The 18,465-nt window shown below is 70.9% G+C and carries 7 protein-coding genes; 6 read left to right on the top strand and 1 reads right to left on the bottom strand.

Features of this window, described 5'->3' with window-relative positions:
- Window positions 1-2 precede the first annotated feature (2 nt).
- The gene (locus G5C60_RS09445; RefSeq protein WP_165256720.1) at window positions 3-1,958 is read right to left on the bottom strand and encodes an amino acid adenylation domain-containing protein; all 1,956 of its coding nucleotides are present in this window, start codon (window positions 1,956-1,958) and stop codon (window positions 3-5) included.
- Window positions 1,959-2,165: 207 nt separating this feature from the next.
- Here G5C60_RS09445 and G5C60_RS09450 point away from each other — a divergent pair, with 207 nt between their 5' ends.
- Genes G5C60_RS09450 through G5C60_RS09475 form a run of 6 tightly spaced genes read left to right on the top strand, consistent with a single transcriptional unit; the run spans window position 2,166 to window position 18,406 of the window.
- Window positions 2,166-3,413 carry a condensation domain-containing protein gene (locus G5C60_RS09450; protein WP_338145755.1) on the top strand — a complete coding sequence of 416 codons (1,248 nt, stop codon included), beginning with the start codon at window positions 2,166-2,168 and terminating at the stop codon, window positions 3,411-3,413.
- A gap of 27 nt (window positions 3,414-3,440) precedes the next feature.
- Entirely contained in the window at window positions 3,441-10,031 is a 6,591-nt protein-coding gene (locus tag G5C60_RS09455) for a non-ribosomal peptide synthetase (protein WP_165256724.1), read from the top strand.
- Complete coding sequence (locus G5C60_RS09460) at window positions 10,028-15,439, top strand: non-ribosomal peptide synthetase (protein ID WP_165256726.1); 5,412 nt, start codon at window positions 10,028-10,030, stop codon at window positions 15,437-15,439. Before G5C60_RS09455 ends, G5C60_RS09460 begins: the two co-directional genes overlap by 4 nt.
- Window positions 15,436-16,566, top strand: coding sequence for a saccharopine dehydrogenase NADP-binding domain-containing protein (locus G5C60_RS53600; RefSeq protein WP_165256728.1), 1,131 nt, complete (start codon window positions 15,436-15,438; stop codon window positions 16,564-16,566). The genes G5C60_RS09460 and G5C60_RS53600 overlap by 4 nt, the downstream gene beginning before the upstream one ends.
- Window positions 16,563-17,657, top strand: coding sequence for a Gfo/Idh/MocA family oxidoreductase (locus G5C60_RS09470; protein WP_165256730.1), 1,095 nt, complete (start codon window positions 16,563-16,565; stop codon window positions 17,655-17,657). The genes G5C60_RS53600 and G5C60_RS09470 overlap by 4 nt, the downstream gene beginning before the upstream one ends.
- Complete coding sequence (locus G5C60_RS09475; RefSeq protein ID WP_165256732.1) at window positions 17,654-18,406, top strand: thioesterase II family protein; 753 nt, start codon at window positions 17,654-17,656, stop codon at window positions 18,404-18,406. The genes G5C60_RS09470 and G5C60_RS09475 overlap by 4 nt, the downstream gene beginning before the upstream one ends.
- The last annotated feature ends 59 nt before the right edge of the window (window positions 18,407-18,465 follow it).

Consider the following 18,465-nt stretch of genomic DNA (forward strand, 5'->3'; position numbering starts at 1 on the left):
GCTCAGTCCCGCAGACTCTCGCACAGGTCAGCCATCGTGGGGCTCTCGATGACCGCGCGGACGGGAAGGGTCAGCCCCAATTCGTCCCGCACTCTGCGGGACAGCTTGACGGCAAGCACGGAGTGGCCACCCCGGTCGAAGAAGTTCTCGTCGGGCTTGATCTCCTCGGTGCTCAGCACCTGCGCCGCCAGGTCGCACAGCGCGTCGAGGCGCCGCCCGCCGGGAGATCCGGCCGGCCGAATCCCCTCGGCCCGCCCGGACGCCGGCGTGTGCAGTCCTTCCAGGGCGCGCCGGTCGACCTTGCCGTTGCTCGTCGTCGGCAGGGCAGCCAGCAGCACGATGTGGGCGGGCAGCATGTGGGCGGGCAGCCTCTGCGCCAGCTGCCCACGGAGGCCTTCCGGCGTCGGGGCGTCGTCCGGGCGCGCCACGACGTACGCCGTCATCTGCGCCGTGTCGAGCGCGCCGCTGACCACCACCGCGCTGAGCGTCACACCGGGGCAGGCGTCCAGCGCCGCCTCGACCTCGCCCAGCTCGATGCGGTAGCCGTTCAGCTTGACCTGGTGGTCCGACCGGCCGGCGAAGAACAGCTCGCCGTCCGCCGAACGGTGGCCGCGGTCGCCGGAGCGGTACATCCGTCCGCCGGGCTCGCCGAAAGGGTCGGCGACGAACCGGTCGGCGGTCAGCTCCGGCCGGTTCAGGTAACCCAGCGCTTCACCGGAGCCGGCCAGGTAGAGCTCTCCTTCCGTGCCGGGCCCGCAGGGGCGCAGGTCGTCGTCCAGCACCCGCACCTCGTTGCCCGGCCAAGGGCGGCCGATGCTCACCGGATCGCCGGGCGCGACCGGGCCGGCCATCGTGACGCCGACGGTCATCTCCGTAGGGCCGTAGCCGTTGTACATGCGCCGGTTCGGGGCCCATTCGCGCACCAGCGACGGCGTGCAGACGTCCCCCGTGGACAGCAGCACACCGCCGTCGAGGACGCCGGTGCTGTCGGTGAGGCTGAGCGCGACCGGGGGCAGCACCGCGTGGCTGATGCGCCGCTGCCGCAAGGTGCGGTGCAAGTCGTCGCCGGGCAGGACCTCGTGCTCATCGGTGATCACCAAGGTGGCGCCGGAGAGCAGCGCCAAAGTCATGTCCCAGAATCCGGCATCGAAGTTGAACGAAGCCCATTGCAGCACCCGGTCCCCGGGCCCGGTGCCGATCCACTGACGCTGCGTCGCGACCAGGTCCGAGACGCCCGCGTGCGGCACGACCACACCCTTCGGCACCCCCGTCGAGCCGGAGGTGTAGATGACGTACATCGGATCGTCGGCCGTCAGCGGCCGGATGCGCTCCGCCGGCACGACCGGGTGCGGCTCAGCGGCGGACAACAGGCGCCCGGTCTCCGGACCGTCAAGGTCGAGGACCGGAACCGTGTCGGTGACGGCGCCATGTGAGCCGCTGTGCAGCAGACAGCTCAGTGCGGCGTCCCCCACCGCGTGCTCGATGCGTTCGCTCGGATAGGCCGGGTCCAGCGGCACGTAAGCAGCTCCGGCGGTGCTGACCGCAAGAGCCGCGACCGGCAGCCACGCGCCCCGGGCGATCGAGAGCCCGACGGTGTCCCCGGGGCCCAGCCCACGGGCGATCAGCACCCGGGCGAGCCGGTTGACCCGCGTCGCCAGCGCGGCGTACGTCACCACCTTCCCGTCCGTCTCGACCGCGGGCTGCCGCGCGTGGTCGGCCGCGACCCGGGCGAAGTACTCCGGCAGCGTCGGCAGATCGGGGGCCGGGCCGCGTACGGAACGGACGTCGGGCCACGCGCGCGCGACGAAGGCGTCCGCCTCGTGGCGACCGGCCGGCCCGTATTCGACGGACCAGCCCTCGGGCACCTGATGCGACTCGGGCCACAGTGACAGCTGACCGCGGTGGTTCTGCAGTACTACATAGTTCTGCCCGTCTCGTTCGAACAGGTTCCGGCTCATCGCTGACCTCCGAGATCTCGCGGTGCCGCAGCCCGGTTCCGTGCCGCACCTGGACGCACCTCGGGCCCACGATGGCGCGTCGGCCGTGTCGGCGCCCTGGCCTGCGAAAGGTTCATGAAGGGGGCACGGCGGCCGCGGCCGGCAAGTCCTCGCACCTTTCTTTCACCGGTTCCCTGGGCGGGACACCGGTGTGGCTACGTTTCCGGCGTGGCAGTCCAAATCCAGCCTTCCGTCGGCCAGTCCCTGCTCTGGTTCCTCGACCGCTACCGCGGCGAGGAAGGAGCCCTCAACTGCCCGACCCTGTGCCGAATCCGCGGGCCGCTCGACACGGCGCGGCTCTACCGCGCCGTCGCCGACGTCATGACGCGGCACGAAGCGCTGCGTACGACGTTCGCGGGTGGCGGGCGCCGGCTCAGGGCGCTGGTCGCCGAGGACGTGTCACCCCTGGTACACGAGGTCGACCTGTCCGGCGCGCCGGACCCGCAGGCGGCCGTCCGCGAGGCCGTCACGGCCGAGCTCGGCACCCGCATCGACCCGACGCAGAACGGGGTACGGCTCACCCTGTGGCGGCTCGCCGCGGACGAGCACGTGCTCTGCTTCAACATGCACCACATGATCACCGACGCATGGTCGTGCCGCGTGATCCTCCAGGACCTGTGCGCGGCGCTGGACCGGCCCGAGGACGAGCCGGCCCCCGCGGCGGCCAGGCCCTACTCGGCCTTCGCGGCGGACCAGCGGCAGGCCCTGGCCTCGGATGCGGGCAAACGGCTCACCGCGTTCTGGTCCAGGCAACTGCGCGACCTCACGCTCCCGCCGCTGCCTATGTCCCCCGCCACGCCAAGAGCGGAACGCGATACCGACCTCGTGCAGCACACGCTCGACGCCGGGACCGTGGCTGCGCTGGACGCCGTCGCGCGCAGCGAGCGCAGCACGTTGTTCGTCGGCCTGCTCACTGCCTACTACCGGGCCCTGCAGCAGGTCAGCGGCAGCAACGACCTGGCGGTGGCCACGCTGTTCGCCAACCGTGCGCCGGACTACCGCGACACCGTCGGGTTCCTGGCGAACATGGTGCTCCTGCGCACGCGGCTGCAGCACGGCGCGGACTTCGCCGCCGACCTGCGCGCCACGCACACCACCGTCATGGACGCGTTCGTCAATCAGGCACTGCCTCTCCAGATGCTGCCGCTCACCTTGAAGGATGCGAGCCGACGGCTGGACGACGTGGTCTTCCAGATGATGCCTGACCCCGTCTACAACACGCGGGCCGGCGGTCTGGACATCGAAGTCCTCGTACCGGACGACGTCGCGACGCGCTTCGAGCTGGAGCTGGTGGCCGTGCCGGCCGGCGACACGGTCCGCATCCTCCTGTTCTACAACCCCGACCGGTTCTCCCCGGAGTTCGTCCGCGAGCTGCTCGCCGCGTACGTCGAGATCTGCACGGCCTCGGCCGGCTGAGCCATGGCCTGAGTAGGAAGGGTCCGCATGATCGAGCAAGAAATCGGCCAAACGGAACGTTCCCTGCCGCCGCAGGCGGACACCATCCGTGCGGAGGTCGCGGCGAAGCTCGGGATCCCGGCCACCGAGATCGGGGCAGACGACGATCTCGTGGGCCTCGGCCTCGACTCCCTCGGAGTCATGGTCCTCGCAACGGCCTGGCAGGCGGCCGGCGTGGACATCACCTTCGGCGACCTGATCGAGGAGCCCACGCTCACGGCCTGGGAGCGACTCCTGGGCCGGGGTGGTGCCACCCGGCAGGCGCCGGAGGAGCCGGTGCAGGACGGGACGTTCGCCTTGGCGCCGATGCAACACGCCTACTGGTCCAGTCGGCGGCCTGGCATGCCGATGCGCACCGGCTCGCACTTCTACTTCGAATTCGACACCGGCCCGCTCGACGTCGGCCGGCTCGACCGGGCGGTCAGCGCGCTCCGCGCGCGGCACCCGATGCTGCGGACCTGTGTCAGCGAAGAAGGCAGCCAGCGGGTCCGGCCCGACCTCTGGGGGCTGGACGAGGTGGTGGACCTCCGCGGGCTCGACGCCGACGCGCGGGCCACGCGGCTGGAGAAGATCCGGGCGCAGATGTCCCACCAGACGCTGCGTATCGAGGACGGCCAGGGCGTGGACGCCCGGCTGGCCCTCGTCGACGAGGAGTCGTGCCGGCTGTTCCTCGACATCGACATGATCGTCTGCGACGCCGGGAGCTTCGGCATCGTGGTCGGTGACCTCGCGCGGCTCTACGCCGCGGACGGCATCGACGAGCGGCCGCCGGCCCTGCGGTACCCCGACTACCTGCGGCTGGTCGAGCAGTCGGACCGTATCCGTGACCGGGACGTCGCGTACTGGCGCGACCGGGCCGAGTCCCTGCCCACCGCACCCGCGCTTCCGCTGTCCACCGCTCCCGAACAGCTCGACGAGGTCGTGACGGTGCGGCGGCACGCGTGGCTCCCGCCCGAGGCCTACGCCCGGTTGGCCGAACTGGCCCGGGAACACCGGGTGACGACCTCCATGACCCTCGCCACGGTGTACGCCGATGTGCTCGCGGCGTGGAGCGACAGTCCCAACTTCCTCCTCAACCTCCCCGTGCTGAACCGGCTCCCGGTCCACCCGGAGGTCAACGAGTTGGTCGGCGACTTCACGGATCTGCTGCTGCTGGAGGTCCGCCCCGACCCGACCAGGCCGTTCATCGACCGGGTCCGGGCCGTCCAGGAGCAGTACCGGCGCGATGCCGCCCACTCCACTTACGGTGGCACCTCCGTCCTGCGCGACCTGGCACGCACCGCGGCCGGGCTCGGCCACCGCTCCGGGGTGGTGTTCACCAGTGCGATGAGCCTGGGCGAGCTGTTCGACGCGCCCGCACGGGAACTGCTCGGCCAGCCGGTCTGGATGAGCTCGCAGACCCCGGGCGTCTGGCTCGACCTGCAGCTCGTCGAGCGGGACGGGGGCCTGCTGATCAACTGGGAGGCCGCCGAGAACCTGTTCAGCCCGGGTGTGCCGGCCGCCATGCTCGAGGCGTTCGTGGACCGGGTGCGGCAGCTCGCCACGGTTGCCGGCGCCTGGTCCCAGCCGTTGCCGGTGTCGTTGCCGGTGGGTCAGGCGGTGGTGCGGGAGCGGGTGAATGCGACTGAGGCGCCGATTGAGCCGCGGTTGCTGCATCAGCCGGTGTTTGCGCATGCGGCGAGGGTTCCGGATCGTGTCGCGGTCCGGGTCGGCGACACTGGCCGGGTTCTTACCTACGGTGAGCTGGCCGGTGAGGCCATGGCGATCGCGGGGTGTCTGCGTGTCCGGGGGATGCGTGAGGGTGACCCGGTCGCCGTCTCGGTTCCCAAGGGGCCGGATCAGATCACCGCTGTGTTGGGCGTGCTGGCCGCTGGTGGCTGTTACGTGCCGATCGGTGTTGATCAGCCGCCTGCCCGGCGTAACCGGATTCTGGCCACCGCCGGGGCCGGTCATGCTCTGGTCACCGGAGATTACGAGGCTGGGGAGTGGCCGGCGGAGGTGCAGGTCATCGACCTGTTCAATGCTGCCGCGCATCCGCCGTTGAAGGTGCCGGCCGAGCCGTCCCCGGACGAGCTGGCGTATGTCATCTTCACCTCCGGTTCGACCGGTGAGCCCAAGGGTGTGGAGATCACCCATGCCGCGGCGGCCAACACGATCGATGCCCTCAACGACCGATATGGCATCGGGTCGGAAGATCGTGTGCTGGCTGTCTCCGCTTTGGACTTCGACTTGTCCGTCTACGACATCTTCGGCCTGCTGGCCGCCGGTGGGCAGGTCGTCAGCATCACCGAGGACATCCGCCGTGAGGCCGCTGCCTGGGCCCGGCTCGTCCGGCAGCACGACATCACGGTGTGGAACACGGTCCCGACGTTGCTGGAGATGCTCCTCATCGCTGCGGAGGACCGGCACCGGCTGCCGAGTCTGAAGGTGGCGATGGTCTCCGGCGACTGGGTCGGCCTCGATCTCATGGACCGGCTGCGGGCGGTCGCGCCGACTGCCCGGCTGGTCGCGATGGGCGGCGCCACCGAAGCCGCCATCTGGTCGAATGTCTTCGACGTCGACCGTATCGATCCGGCCTGGGTGTCGATCCCGTACGGGCATCCGCTGCCCAACCAGCGCTACCGGGTGGTGGATCCGTACGGCCGGGATCGTCCGGACTGGGTTCCGGGCGAGTTGTGGATCGGCGGTACAGGTGTGGCCCGCGGCTACCGCGGCGATCCGCAGCGCACCGCGGCCTCGTTCCCCACCACCGACGACGGCCGGCGCTGGTACCGCACCGGCGATCAGGGCCGCTATCACCCCGACGGGAGCCTGGAGTTCCTCGGTCGCACCGACCATCAGGTCAAGGTCCGCGGCCACCGCATCGAGCTCGGCGAGATCGAGACCCGGATGCGGGAGCTGCCCGGCGTCTCCCATGCGGTGGCCTGGGTGGATGCCGCCGGTACCGGGAAGCGTCTGGTGGCCGCCGTCGCCGGTACGGGCCTGGAGGCGGACGGTGTACGGGCGCAGCTCGCGGCCGCTGTCCCCGGCTACATGGTCCCCGAGCACATCCAGCTCCTGGACGCGATGCCCCTGACCCCCAACGGCAAAATCGACCGAGCGAAGGTGCAGACGGACCTCGCAGAGCAGCTCGCTGCGCACACCGAAGCCGGCGCAACTGCGGCCACTGAGCTCACCGGAGTGGAGGCCACCCTCGCCGCCGTGTGGGCCGAGTTGTTCGGCTCGCCATCGCTCACGAGCGAGTCGAACTTCTTCCACCTCGGCGGCGACAGCCTGCTGGCCACCCGGATGCTGGCGGACCTGCGCCGCAAAGGCCTCTCCGGCAGCCTGGGCGACCTGTTCAGCTCCCCGACCGTCGCGGGCTTCGCCGGCCGACTCGCCCCGCTGGACGGCTCCGGCGACGAAACCGGCGTCATCGAGGTCGACCTGGAGCGCAGGCACGACCCGTTCGCGCTGACGGACGTGCAGCGCGCCTACTGGCTGGGCCGCCACCCCGACTTCGCCCTGGGCGGGGTCGGCTCCTACTGGTACTGGGAGTTCGAAGCCGACTCGGTGGACCTCATGCGCCTCGAGGACGCCTGGAACCGGGTCATCGAGCGGCACGAGATGATGCGCGCTGTCCTCGACGACAACGGCAGCCAGCGCATCTTGCCGACCGTGCCGCGCTTCCGGCTCGCGGTACGTACCACGACCAGGGCAGACCACGACGAAGCCGTGGCCGAACTGCGCCGCATGGACAGCCAGATCCTGGACGTGACGAGCTGGCCGCTGTTCGATGTGCGCGCGGTCCAGTGCGACGACGGGCGTACGGTGATCGGCGTCGGGTTCGACTACATCGTCCTCGACGCGCTCAGCATCGTCACGGTCCTCAGCGAGGTCTCGGCCCGGTACACCGACCCTGGCACGGAGCTGCCGGAGCTGGAGCTGTCATTCCGGGACTACCTGCGGGCCACCAAGGTCGACGACGCCGTCCGCCGGCGCGACGAGGACTACTGGCTCCGGACGATCGATGAGCTGCCACCGCCGCCGGTGCTGCCGCTGCAGGTCGAGCCCGAGCAGGTGGGAAAGCCCCGGTTCGCCCGGCGCGAGTTCCGGATCGAGCCGGACCAGTGGCAGCAACTGCGGCGGCGGACCGCCGAGCACGGACTGACCATCTCGACGGTCGTGGCCACGGCGTTCGCCGAAGTGCTGGCCGCGTGGAGCGCTGACCCCGCACTGACCCTCACCCTGACCGTCTTCGACCGCCAGAACCTCCATCCCGAGGTCAACGAGGTGGTCGGCGACTTCACCTCCCTGATGCTGCTGGGTCACACGAGCACACCCGACGAGCCGTGGGCACAGACCGTACGCAGGGTGCAGGGGCAGGTCTGGGAAGGCATGGAGCACAACGGCGTCTCCGCGACCTGGGTGCTGCAGCAGCTCGCACAGCGCCAGGGCGCGGCGCAGATGCTCATGCCCGTCGTCTTCACCTCGACCCTGGGAGTTGCCGGGGCATTCCCCGACCTGGAGCTCTCCTTCGGAACCCAGACCCGAGGCCTGTCGCAGACCCCGCAGGTCACCCTGGACTGCCAGGTGATCGAGCAGGGCGGCGGACTCAACGTCAACTGGGACTACGTCGAGGGCCTGTTCTCGCCCGGCGTCATCGAAGCCGCCTCCGATGCGATGCGCTCTCTCCTGGAGTCACTGGCCGACCACGACTGGAACGAAGCACCGTTGCCGGTTTTGGTGCCGGTCGATCAGGCAGCGGTGCGGGAGCGGGTGAATGCGACTGACGTGCCGATTGAGCCGCGGTTGCTGCATCAGCCGGTGTTTGCGCATGCGGTGCGGGTTCCGGATCGTGTCGCGGTCCGGGCGGGCGGCACCGGCCGGGTCCTCACCTATGGTGAGCTGGCCGGTCAGGCGCTGGCGATCGCGGGTTGTCTGCGTGCCCGGGGGGTGCGTGAGGGTGATCCGGTGGCGGTGTCGGTGCCCAAGGGTCCTGATCAGATCACCGCTGTCCTAGGGGTCTTGGCCGCTGGTGGCTGCTACGTACCCATCGGCGTGGATCAGCCGGCCGCACGGCGCAACCGGATTCTGGCCACCGCCGGGGCCGGGCACGTGCTGGTTACCGGGGACCATGATCCTGGGCAATGGCCGGCGGAGGTCGAGCTCATCGACCTGCTCGATGCGGCTGCCCATCCGCCGTTGAAGGTGCCGGCCCAGCCGTCCCCGGACGAGCTGGCGTATGTCATCTTCACCTCCGGCTCGACCGGGGAGCCCAAGGGTGTCGAGATCACCCACGCGGCGGCGGCGAACACGATCGACGCGCTCAACGACCGCTACGTGATCGGGGCGAAGGACCGGGTGCTGGCGGTCTCCGCTTTGGACTTCGACCTGTCGGTCTACGACATCTTCGGTCTGCTGGCGGTCGGCGGGCAGGTGGTCACCATCACTGAGGACATCCGTCGTGAGGCGGCGGCCTGGGCCCGTTTGGTGCGGCAGCATGACATCACGGTGTGGAACACGGTTCCCACGCTGCTGGACATGCTGCTGATCGCTGCGGAGGGCCGGCACCGGCTGCCGAGTCTGAAGGTGGCGATGGTCTCCGGCGACTGGGTCGGCCTCGATCTCATGGACCGGCTGAATGCGATCGCGCCGCACGCCCGCCTGGTCGCCATGGGTGGTGCCACCGAGGCGGCGATCTGGTCGAATGTCTTCGACGTCGACCGTATCGATCCGGCCTGGGTGTCGATCCCGTACGGGCATCCGCTGCCCAACCAGCGCTACCGGGTGGTGGATCCGTACGGCCGGGATCGTCCGGACTGGGTTCCGGGCGAGTTGTGGATCGGCGGCGCGGGTGTGGCCCGCGGCTACCGCGGCGATCCGCAGCGCACCGCGGCCTCGTTCCCCACCACCGACGACGGCCGGCGCTGGTACCGCACCGGCGATCAGGGCCGCTATCACCCCGACGGGAGCCTGGAGTTCCTCGGTCGCACCGACCATCAGGTCAAGGTCCGCGGCCACCGCATCGAGCTCGGCGAGATCGAGACCCGGATGCGGGAGCTGCCCGGCGTCTCCCATGCGGTGGCCTGGGTGGATGCCGCCGGTACCGGGAAGCGTCTGGTGGCCGCCGTCGCCGGTACGGGCCTGGAGGCGGACGGTGTACGGGCGCAGCTCGCGGCCGCTGTCCCCGGCTACATGGTCCCCGAGCACATCCAGCTCCTGGACGCGATGCCCCTGACCCCCAACGGCAAAATCGACCGAGCGGCCCTGGCCCGCGCCTCGACGGCGGCCGTCGAACCAGCCCGGATCCGTCACGCTCCGCAGGGCACGACGGAATGCGCCGTCGCCGAGATCTGGCAGGACGTGCTGGAGGTCACCGAGATCTCCCGCGACGCCGGCTTCTTCGAACTCGGCGGAGACAGCCTGACCGCGATGCACGTGGCCCAGCGCCTCGCCCGGCGCTTCGCCGTCGAACTCACTCTGCGGCAACTGTTCGACCACCCCACACTCACCCAGGTGGCAGCCCTCATCGACGAACTGACCCGGGTGACCGACGACCTCGACGCGCCCGTCCGACTGGAAGAAGGTGTCTTGTGACTGCCAGCGACGTCATCGCCGAGCTTGGACTGGCCGGCATCCAACTGTGGGAAGACGACGGAAAGCTTCGCTTCCGCGGCCCCGAGGGGGCGATGACGCCGGAGCGTCGTGCCCTGATCGCCGGCCGCCGCGACGAAGTGCTCCGTGTGCTGCGCGAGCAGGACAGTCAGGCAGTGCACTCCGAGCCCGAGGCGCGCTTCGAGCCCTTCCCGCTGACCGATGTGCAGTCCGCCTACCTCCTCGGCCGACGGGACGCGTTCGAGTACGGCTCGGTGCCGTGCCACGCCTACGGCGAGCTGTTCTTTGACTCCCTCGATCGCGACCGCCTCCAGCAGGCCTGGTCGACGGTGGTCGACCGGCACGACATGCTGCGCATTGTCATCGACTACGACGGCTTCCAGCGCGTCCTGGAGAACCCGCCGGCCCCGGTGATCGACTGGACCGACGCGCGTGACCTGCCCCCGGCTGCCGCAGAAGACCGGCTGGCGAAGACCCGGGAGCGGCTCTCTCACGAGTCGAAGGAGGTCACCGAGTGCCCGCTGTACAGCATCGCGGTCACTGAGCTCGCCGACCGTGCCGTACTGCACTTCTCCATCGACTTCCTGATCGCGGACTACGTGAGCATCTACCGGCTGCTGGACGAGTTCGGCGCGTTCTACGAGAACCCCGGCACGGAACTGCCGGCGCCGGCGATCAGCTTCCGCGACTATCTGCGAGCCGAGCGCACCATGCGACAGGGGCCGGCCTACGAACGTGACCGGGCGTACTGGCTGGAGCGCCTGGACCAGCTGCCGGCCGCGCCGGAGCTGCCGGTGGTTGCCGAGCCGAGCCGGTACGGGGCTGCCCGGTTCACCCGGCGGGAGATGTACCTGGACGCCGACGCCTGGGCCGCTCTGAAGCAGCGTGCCGGCACCCACCACCTGTCCGCGTCGAACGTGGTCATGGCCGCGTACGCCGAGGTGCTCGCACTGTGGAGTCGCCGTCCCCGGTTCACGCTCGACCTCACGGTCCTCAGCCGGCTGCCGCTGCACCAGGACGTCACCGCGATCGTGGGCGACTTCACCTCTGTGGAGCTGCTGGCTGTCGACACGACGGCCGCCGCCGACTTCCTCGGCCGCGCCAAGGCGCTCAGTGAGCAGCTCTTCGAGGACTTGGACCATCGCCTCTTCTCCGGGGTGGAGGTAATCCGCGAGCTGAGCCGCCGCCGCGGGCAGCAGGGCGCACTGATGCCGGTGGTGTTCACCAGCGCGATCGGGCTGTCGGGCGTATCGGCGCCCTCGGGTCCCATGCGCACCCGGATCGAGAACGGCATCAGCCAGACCCCGCAGGCCTGGCTCGACTGCCAGGCCATGGAGGACGGCAAGGGCCTCCTGATCAACTGGGACTCGCGCGACGACGTGATCCCCCCGGCCGTGCTGGACGACATGTTCGCGGCCTTCGAGACGCTTCTGCACGGCTTGGCCGACGACGACGCCGCCTGGTACGGCGACGCCCCGGTGGCGCTGCCCGCGGCCCAGCTCGCCCGGCGTGCCGAAGTCAACGACACGGCCCGGCCGTTGAGCACGGCCCTGCTCCCCGATGCTCTCGTCGAGCAGGCGCTGGCCCGTCCCGACGCCGTGGCCGTCGTGGACGGCGGCGGGGCCGCGGTCACCTACCGGGAGCTGCTGGCGCGGGCCGGCGCGGTGGCGGCCGCGCTGCGCGCGGCCGGCCACGGTCGCGGCGACCGCGTCGGCGTCGTCATGGACAAGAGCTGGCATCAGGTGGCGGCCGCGGTCGGCATCCTGCTGGCCGACGGGGCGTACGTGCCGGTCGAAACCAGCCAGCCGGAGGCCCGCAGCCGGCGGATTCTGGACGTCGCGGGCGTGCGCATCGTGCTCACCCGCTCGGGGGACGAGGCGACCGTGCCGCAGGAGTGCGCCCGTATCGATGTCGACACCCTCGCCGATGCCGAGGGCACCCCGCACCGTCCGCAGGGAACGCCACAGGACTCCGCCTACGTCATCTTCACCTCCGGCTCCACCGGCGAGCCCAAGGGCGTGGAGATCAGCCACGAGGCGGCCGTCAACACGCTGGACGACGTGTGCCGGCGCTTCTCCGTCACCGCGGACGACGCCGTACTCGGGCTCTCCAGCCTCGCCTTCGACCTGTCCGTCTTCGACATCTTCGGCGTGCTCGGCCGCGGCGGGACCCTGGTCCTGCCCGACGCCCGGCGGCGCACCGACCCGTCCCACTGGGCCGCGCTCGTCGCAGACCACCGGGTGACCGTGCTCAACACCGTGCCGGCGCAGATGATGCTGCTGGAGGAGTACCTGCGCGGCGCGGCCGTCGACTGCGCCGGCGTGCGGCTCGCCATGATGTCGGGCGACTGGATACCGGTGTCCCTGCCCGACGCGATCCGCTCCCGCATCCCGTCGATCGAGCTCGCGAGCCTGGGCGGCGCAACGGAGGCCGCGATCTGGTCGATCGCCTACCCGATCGGCCGAGTCGACGCCACCTGGCCGAGCATCCCTTACGGGACGCCGCTGGAGAACCAGCGCTTCCATGTGCTCGACAGCACGATGCGGGCGCGACCCGACCTTGTTGTCGGCGACCTGTACATCGCCGGCGCCGGCCTCGCCAAGGGGTACCTGGGCGATCCGGAGAAGACCGCGCGCTCCTTCGTCGAGCTGCCGTCCGGGGAGCGGGTCTACCGCACCGGAGACCTGGGCCGCTATCTGCCCGACGGGACGATCGAATTCATCGGCCGTGACGACCGCCAGGTCAAGATCCGTGGCCACCGCGTCGAACTCGCCGAGGTCGAGTCCGCGCTGGCCGCCGAGCCGGACGTCAACGCGGTCGCCGTGACGACCCGGGGCCAGCGCAACGAGCGCAGGCTCGTCGCCTTCGTCGAGACCGCCGGCAGCGAGGCCGCCCCCGCCCCTGCGTCGGACGATGCCGACCTCGTCGGCGACGTCGTCGCGGCGGGCGACGAGGTCCGCAAGGGAGTCGAAGTCACCAAGGTGGTCGAGTTCGCCGAGGTGCTCGACGACGCAGCGCTCCGCGGCATGATCGACGTGCTGCGCCAGTCGGGCCTGTGGCCCACGAGCGAGGCGAGGCACACCACCGCGGACATCATGCGGATCGCCCGCGTCGCCCCGAAGCACGAGCGCCTGGTACGCCGGTGGCTGGCCGCCTGCACCGAGCACGGCTACCTCCGCGAGGACGGCGGCGGCTACACGTGCCCGCGGCTGATCGCGCCCGCCGACGTGGCACAGGCCTGGGCCGAGGTGGAGCGGCTGATGCCCGAAGCCCACGACCGCCCGGAGCTGGTGGAGTACTTCAGGACCGCCGCCGCCCACCTGCCGCAGCTCCTGCGCGACGAGCAGGACCCCGTGCAGCTGCTCTTCCCGGAGGGTGACCTGAGCATCCAGGAGGCCGCCTACATGGAAGGCTTCCTCTCGCGCTACCTCAACCGGCTGGCGACCAGCACGGTGCTCGGCGTCGCCCGCCGGCACCGCGGCAGCGCTCCGCTGCGGGTCCTGGAAGTCGGCGCCGGCGTCGGCGGCACCAGCGCCGACACCATCCCGGCGCTCGACGGCGAGAACGTGCGCTACTCCTTCACCGACGTCTCGCAGTTCTTCCTCAACAAGGCCGCCGACGCCTACAGCGCGTACCCCTGGGTCGACTACGCGATGTTCGACTTCAACGAGCCGTTCCGCGAGCAGGGCGTACGGCCCAACTCGGTCGACGTGATCCTGTGCGGCAACGTCATGCACTACGCCAAGGACGCCCGCGAGGTGCTGCGCCGGATGCGCGAGGCACTGGTGCCCGGCGGCTGGCTGGTCTTCATCGAGACCACGCGGGACAACTACCAGATCCTCACCTCGATGGAGTTCCTGTTCGACGCCACCGCCGGCGACTTCCAGGACGTACGGCACGGCAAGGACCAGACCTTCATCGCCCGGCAACAGTGGCAGGACCTCCTCACCGAGGCCGGCGCGGAGGTGGTGTACTGCCTGCCCGACGCTGCGGACGAGCTGGCCGACATCGGCATGCACGTATTCGCCGCCCGGCTCAAGCAGGACCGCGTGGCGATCGACACCGACGACCTCGCCCGCCGGCTCGCCGCGCGGCTCCCGGCCGAGATGATCCCATCGGACTTCCACGTGCTGGACGCGCTGCCACTGACCGGTAACGACAAGGTCGACCGCGCCTCGCTCGCCACCTGGGCCGAGCAGCGCGACCCCGCATCCGAGCGGGCGAGCGGTGGGGAGCAGCTCGAGACCTCCGAGCTGCAGCGGACCATCGCCGCGGTCTACGCCGAGGTGCTGCGCAAGCCCGACGTCAACCCGGACACGAACTTCTACTCGCTCGGCGGCGACTCGCTGCTGGCCGCGCAGGTGGTCACCCAGCTGCGCGAGAGCGTCCCCGAGGCCGCGACCGCCCTCTTCGACGAGCTGCTCCGAGAGCTGCTCAACGGGGCGTCCGTCCGGGAGCTCGCGACATACCTCGACGACAGCCCCCCGACCGCCAAGGAGGAGACGATGGACCAGGCCGAGTACGTGGTGAGCGGGGCCACCGAGCAGATCGGCAACCCCGTCCACGTCCTGTTCAACGACGGCTTCGGCGAGGGCGCCGCCCAGCTCGGCGCCGAGCTGGGCGAACGCGACCCCGTCATCCAGGTCCCCATGCTCGCGGTCGGGGACACGCTGCGGATCGACGACCTCGCCCACGGGGTCGTCCAGGAACTCCGCAAGCTCAGCCCCGGGCCCTTCCACCTCGTCGGCGCCCGAGGCGGCGGGCTGCTGGCGCTGACGACGGCCCAGCAGCTCACCGAGCTCGGGGTCCCGGTCTGCGGACTCACCCTGGTGAGCAGCTACCCGCTGCAGGCCGCCATCCACGACGAGGCCTTCTACGAGGCGATGTTCCTGATGGGGTCCGGCACCGACCCCTCGGAGCTGGGATACCCCGATGCGGCCGCACTCGGCCGGGCCCTTCAGGAGCTCGTGCCGTCCGGCGAGATCACCACCGACGCGCTGGCCGGGCTCGCCGACCGTACGGAGCCGGAGCTGCGGGCAGTGGCGTCGGTCTTCGCCGAGCTCGCCGCGCGCCCTCGCGAGGTCCGCGTGGCGGCTATGGCGGAGAAGTTCGACTACCCGGCGGACGCCATCTCCGATCTGCTGCGGGGCACCTGCGCGCTGTTCAACGCGAACGCCACGCACAAGCCGGACATCTACACCGGCGAGGTCCGGCTCCTTGTGCACAGCGAGGAGTCGCCCATCTGGCCGACGATGGCGAGCGACAGCCGCGCCTACTGGAAGGACGTCTGCGTCGGCGGCCTCGAGGTCGAGGAGATCCCTGGCTCCCACTTCACCTGCACCGACACCCTCACCCGCGACCTGATCGACCTGCCAGAGGAGGCGTCGTGACAGAGGTCGACATCGCGGTGCTCGGCGGCTACGGCGCGGTCGGGGCCGCCGCCCTGCAGTCCGTCGCCGAGCGCCGCCCCGGCATGACCGTCAGGATCGGCGGGCGCAACGAGGCACAGGCGCAGGCGCTCCTCGACAAGCTCGGCATCGAGGGCGAGGCCCGGCAGGCCGACTTGGACGACGGCCGGTCGCTCGCCGAGTTCTGCCGCGGCGCCCGCCTGGTCCTCAACTGCGCCGGCCCGTCGTACCAGGTGCTTGACCGGGTGGCGTGGGCCGCTACGGCAGCCGGGGCCGCCTATGTCGACCCGGGCGGGGACGAGCCGGTCTTCGACGCGCTGCACCGGCCGGGGACGTTCGCCGGCACCGCGGTGCTCACGGCAGGCATGCAGCCCGGCCTCACCGGGCTGCTGCCCCGGCACCTGGCCCGTTCGATGTCCGAACCGCGCACGCTGACGGCGTACGTAGGAACGATGGACCGGCTCACCCCGGCCGGAGCGGCGGACTACCTGCTCAGCCTGGGCGGCTCCTACGGCGAGGCCCAAGCCGCTATCCGCAATGGCATCCGGGTGGAGCGCGAACTGGAGCCGCGCTCCGACATCGAGCTTCCGTACGCAGGGCGGCGACTCGACGCCTACCCGTACCTGAGCTTCGAGGCCGAGGCGCTGGCGCACAACCTCGGCCTCGCGGAGGTCGACTGGTTCAACGTCTTCGAGGGCGGGGCACACATGATGGCCTGCCTGAGCCGGCTCCAGGGCGCCATGCGCGGCGAGTCCGACCTGGCCGCGGCCGCCGACGAGCTGACCCGGGCCGCGGCCCTCGACCTCTTCGGCAAGGAACCCTTCCAGCTGATGCTGTTCGAAGTCACCGGCAGCCACCACGGCGCGCCCGCGACCCGGAGCCTGGCACTGCGCGGCCACGACACCTACGCCCTCACCGGGCTGATCAGCGCGCTGGCCGCACTCGATGTGCTGGACGGACAGATCGGGCCCGGAATCCACTTCGCATCCGACGTGCTCGAGGCCGGTTCCGTGCTCGAGGCGCTCCGGGCCCTTCCGGCGGTCACCACGCTCGAACTGCTCCAGCAGCCGGTCCTCGGCCCTCTCCGGTTGGAGGAGGGAGAGCTGTGACTGCCCGCCCCCCGCGCATAGTGGTCGCCGGGACAGGCTTCGGGCGCGCCTATCTGGCGGCATTTGAACGGCCCGACTTCCCCTTCGAGCTCGCGGGCATCCTGGCCCGCGGCAGCGCACGCAGCAAGGCCTGCGCCGAGCACTACGGCGTGCCCCTGTACTCGGGGCCCGACGAGGTGCCCGACGGCGTCGACATGGCGTGCGTGGCCGTGGGCGGCAAGATGACCGGGGGCCGCGGGCCGGAGCTCACACAGGAGCTCATGCGCCGCGGCCTGCACGTCCTGCAGGAGCACCCCCTGCACCCCGACGAGCTGGTCGCGTGCCTGAAGACGGCACGCGAACACGGGGTGGTGTTCAGAATGAACACCCACTACCCCCACGTGGAGCCCGTGCGGCAGTTTCTCGCCTGTGCCCGCGAGATCGGCGCCCGGCAGCGGCCGCTCTACATCGACGTCACCTGCGCCTTCCAGGTCCTGTACACCGTCTTCGACATCCTCGGCGAGGCGCTCGGCTCGATCAGGCCCCTCGGGGTCCACGGCGTCATCGAGGAACCGGCCGCCGGCGGCCCTCCGCCGCCGTACCGCAGCGTGAGCGGCTGCTTCGCCGGTGTGCCGCTGACCTTCCGGCTGCAGAACGAACTGGTGCCCTCGGCCCCGGACAACCACGGTCACCTGCTGCACCGCATCACGATCGGATACGACGGCGGCCATCTGACACTGGCCGGCACGCACGGCCCGGTGCAGTGGAGCATGCGCCCGCACATGCCCGACGACATGAAGGACCTGGTGCGGTTCTCCGACTCCACCGCGCCGCATCTGCGGGTGCCGAGCGTGCAGACGATCGGCCGCGCGGACGGCGCGTCGTACCGCGAGGTCCTTCAGACACTGTGGCCGCAGGCCACCGCCCGCGCGATGGCCGCGCTCTGGCAGCAGGCCGTGGCCGGAGCCGCATGCGATTCGCACGTGCAGCGCCACATCGCCCTCACCCGGATGGCCATGGAGGTGTCCGAGGCCTGTGGTCCGGTGTACCTGCACCATCCCGAGCCGCCGGAGCTGATCAGCGCCGACGACTTCACGGGGAGGCCGGCATGACGGTGGTCCTCAACACCTGGCTGCGGACGTTCTGGCCGCGTCCGGACGCCGCGCTGAGCATGGTGTTCTTTCCCCACGCCGGCGGCTCGGCCGGCTTCTACCGGCCGCTCGCCCAGGACCTGCCGGAGTACGTGGAGCCCGTCATCGTGCAGTATCCGGGGCGGGCGGACCGGGTTCAGGAACCACCGTGCGGGCACATGGACGAGCTCGCGGACGCGCTCGCCGAGGCGCTGGCCCCCCTCGCCGGCAAGCCGGTCTGGCTCTTCGGGCACAGCATGGGTGCCTCGGTGGCCCACGAGGTGGCCCGCCGCCTCGCCGCTCAAGGCGGGCCGCGGGCCCAGCATGTGATCGTCTCGGGCCGTCCGGGCCCGGCGCGCCAGCGCCCCGGCGACAAGCACCTGGACGACGACCGGTTGTGGTCCGATGTCCGCGGACTGGGCGGCACCGACTCCCGCCTGCTGGCCCTGCCCGAAATCCGGGCCATGGCCCTGCCGGCGATCCGCGCCGACTACCGGCTGATCGAGACCTACCGGCCCTGGCTCGGCACCGACCTGGACGTCCCGGTCACGGCGTGCTTCAGCGACGGCGACCCCGAGGTCGACCGGGAGGACATGGAGGCGTGGCGCCCGGTCACCACGGGCCCGTTCGCGGTGGAACGCTTTCGCGGCGGCCATTTCTATCTCTGCAACGGCAGCCGGAGCGCCGTCGTCGACTGGCTGGCCGGGCTGACCGCCAAGCCATCGGCGTGAGCTGCGCGCACCCGGCCTTTCGGCACTCTTTCATCAGCGCACGACGCCCGATCAACCAG

This window comes from Streptomyces scabichelini, from assembly GCF_011045015.1.
In the GTDB taxonomy this organism is placed as follows: domain Bacteria; phylum Actinomycetota; class Actinomycetes; order Streptomycetales; family Streptomycetaceae; genus Streptomyces; species Streptomyces scabichelini.

Bases quoted from the DNA above. Each gene is read 5' to 3' on its own strand.
- G5C60_RS09475 (WP_165256732.1), top strand. From the start codon at position 17,654: ATGACGGTGGTCCTCAACACCTGGCTGCGGACGTTCTGGCCGCGTCCG.
- G5C60_RS09455 (WP_165256724.1), top strand. From the start codon at position 3,441: ATGATCGAGCAAGAAATCGGCCAAACGGAACGTTCCCTGCCGCCGCAG.
- G5C60_RS09445 (WP_165256720.1), bottom strand. From the start codon at position 1,958: ATGAGCCGGAACCTGTTCGAACGAGACGGGCAGAACTATGTAGTACTG.